We start from the raw sequence: 2,238 nt of genomic DNA, 5'->3' as shown, positions 1-2,238 counted from the left end.
GGGGGGGGCGGCGGCGGGGGGGTCGGGGGGGGGGGGGCGCGGGGCGGGGGGGGAGGGGGGGCCGCCGCCCGCGGCCCGGGCCGGGGGGCGGCGGTCGGCCGTATGCCAGTGGCGCCGGGTCAGGCGGCCTTCGCCTTCGTGGCGTAGATGTCGACGTACTCCTGACCGGAGAGGCGCATGACCTCGGCCATCACCGAGTCGGTGACCGCGCGCAGCACATAGCGGTCGCGGTCCATGCCGTCGTAACGCGAGAACTCCATCGGCTCACCGAAGCGGACGGTGACCTTCCCGGGCCGCGGCAGGCCGGAGCCGTCGGGCTGGAGCTTGTCCGTGCCGATCATCGCGAACGGCACCACCGGGGCGCCCGTCATCAGCGTGAGCCGCGCGATCCCCGTACGCCCCCGGTACAGCCGCCCGTCGGGGGAGCGGGTGCCCTCCGGGTAGATGGAGAACGCCTTGCCCTCCTCCAGCACCTGGCGGCCGGTCATGAGGGCCGCGACACCGCCGCGTCCGCCGTCGCGGTCCACCGGGATCATCCCGACACCGGTGAAGAACCAGGCCATCAGACGGCCCTTCAGCCCCTTGCCCTTGACGTACTCGTCCTTGCCGATGAAGAAGACCTGCCGCTGGAGGCAGATCGGCATGATCATCGAGTCGATGAACGTCAGGTGGTTGCCGGCGAGGATGACCGGACCCGTCCCGGGGATGTTCTCGGCGCCCTCCACCCGCGGGCGGAACATCAGACGCATGATCGGTCCGAGCACTGCCTTGATGAGTGCGAGTCGGGACAACGGTTCCTCCGGAGTCGGGGCCGGGCGGCCACGGTGAAGTATGTGCAGGTCGGTACGGTACTCGCGCGCCGTGGTACGGCGCACATCGGGTTCACCCCATTGGTACGGGACGCTGCCGCGAGTTCGAGCCGTGTTGTGCGCGGTTCCACCCCACGTTAGGCCCAACTCCCTACCATCGGGCCCTTCAGCGTTGACAGGTGCGAGACATCACAGCGAGGAGTGCCCATGCCGAAAGACGGACGGACAGGACCCGGACGGCGCACACTGCTCGGCGCGGCGGTGCTCGGTACGGCCGCGCTCGGGATCCCCGGTACGGCGAGCGCCGCGGCCCCGGGCTCCGGCCACGGCGCACCGGGCGGCCACGGCGACTCGTACCGGGACCTCCCGGTGCCCGCGGTCATCGGACACCGCGGTACGGCCGGCTACCGCCCCGAGCACACGCTCGGTTCGTACCAGCACGCTCTCGACCTGGGAGCCGACATCATCGAACAGGACGTGGTGCCGACCCGCGACGGGCATCTCGTCTGCCGCCACGAGAACGACATCAGCGCCACCACCGATGTCTCCGCCCACCCCGCGTTCGCGGACCGCAGGACCACGAAGTCGGTCGACGGGACCGCGGTCACCGGCTGGTTCACCGAGGACTTCACCCTCGCCGAGCTCAGGACGCTCCGCGCCAAGGAGCGCATTCCGGCCACCCGCCAGCACAACACCCTCTACGACGGCCGCTGGCCCGTCCCCACCTTCGAAGAGGTTCTGCGCTGGGCGGAGCGGGAGGGCCGCAGACGCGGCAGGCCGGTCTGGCTGCACACCGAGACCAAACACCCCACCTACTTCCGCGGGCTCGGCCTCGGTCTTGAGGAGCGCCTCGTCGCGCTGTTGCGCAAGTACGGCCGGGACCGCCGCGGTTCCCCGCAGTTCGTCCAGTCCTTCGAGCCGGGCTCCATCCAGCGCCTCGCCCGGCTCGCCGGGACCCCGGGCATCGTGCTGCTCTCCGATCCGGCGAGCCGGCCCTGGGACTTCGTACAGTCGGGGGACCCGCGCACGGTCGCCGACCTGCAGACCCCGGCCGGGCTGAAGTGGATCGCCTCCTATGCCAGGGGCATCGGGCCCACGCTCGACTCGGTCATCCCGAAGGACCACGACGGGCGGCTCACCGAACCGACCACCCTGGTACGGGACGCCCATGCGCAGGGCCTGGTCCTCCACCCGTACACGATGCGCAACGAGAACACCTTCCTGCCGGCGGACTTCCGGCGCGGAAGCGACCCGAACGCCTACGGGGATGCCTTCGGCGCGTTCCGGGCGTACTTCGCGACCGGCATCGACGGGGTGTTCTCCGACAACGCGGACACGGCGCTGCTCGCGGCGGCCGACCACCGGGCCGGCTGACGCGTTCCGCCCGTCCGTCCGGTACCGGGCTGTCCTTCCCGTACGAGTGAGAGGC

2 protein-coding genes are annotated in these 2,238 nt (G+C 71.4%); one reads left to right on the top strand and one right to left on the bottom strand.

Annotated elements, in window-relative coordinates; genetic code table 11:
• Positions 1 to 119: 119 nt before the first annotated feature.
• Positions 120 to 791, bottom strand: a complete 672-nt coding sequence (locus tag ACFXBC_RS34445) for a lysophospholipid acyltransferase family protein (protein WP_385033837.1) — start codon at positions 789 to 791, stop codon at positions 120 to 122.
• Positions 792 to 1,016: 225 nt separating this feature from the next.
• Between ACFXBC_RS34445 and ACFXBC_RS34440 the strand changes: the two genes are divergently transcribed.
• Positions 1,017 to 2,183 carry a glycerophosphodiester phosphodiesterase gene (locus tag ACFXBC_RS34440; RefSeq protein WP_385033834.1) on the top strand — a complete coding sequence of 389 codons (1,167 nt, stop codon included), beginning with the start codon at positions 1,017 to 1,019 and terminating at the stop codon, positions 2,181 to 2,183.
• The last annotated feature ends 55 nt before the right edge of the window (positions 2,184 to 2,238 follow it).

Source organism: Streptomyces sp. NPDC059398 (genome assembly GCF_042751845.1).
GTDB lineage: Bacteria > Actinomycetota > Actinomycetes > Streptomycetales > Streptomycetaceae > Streptomyces.
This window is presented reverse-complemented; position numbering and strand designations above follow the sequence as displayed.

What these genes read in the sequence shown, in the direction of transcription:
- ACFXBC_RS34440 (WP_385033834.1), top strand. Translation starts at nt 1,017, where the DNA reads ATGCCGAAAGACGGACGGACAGGACCCGGACGGCGCACACTGCTCGGC.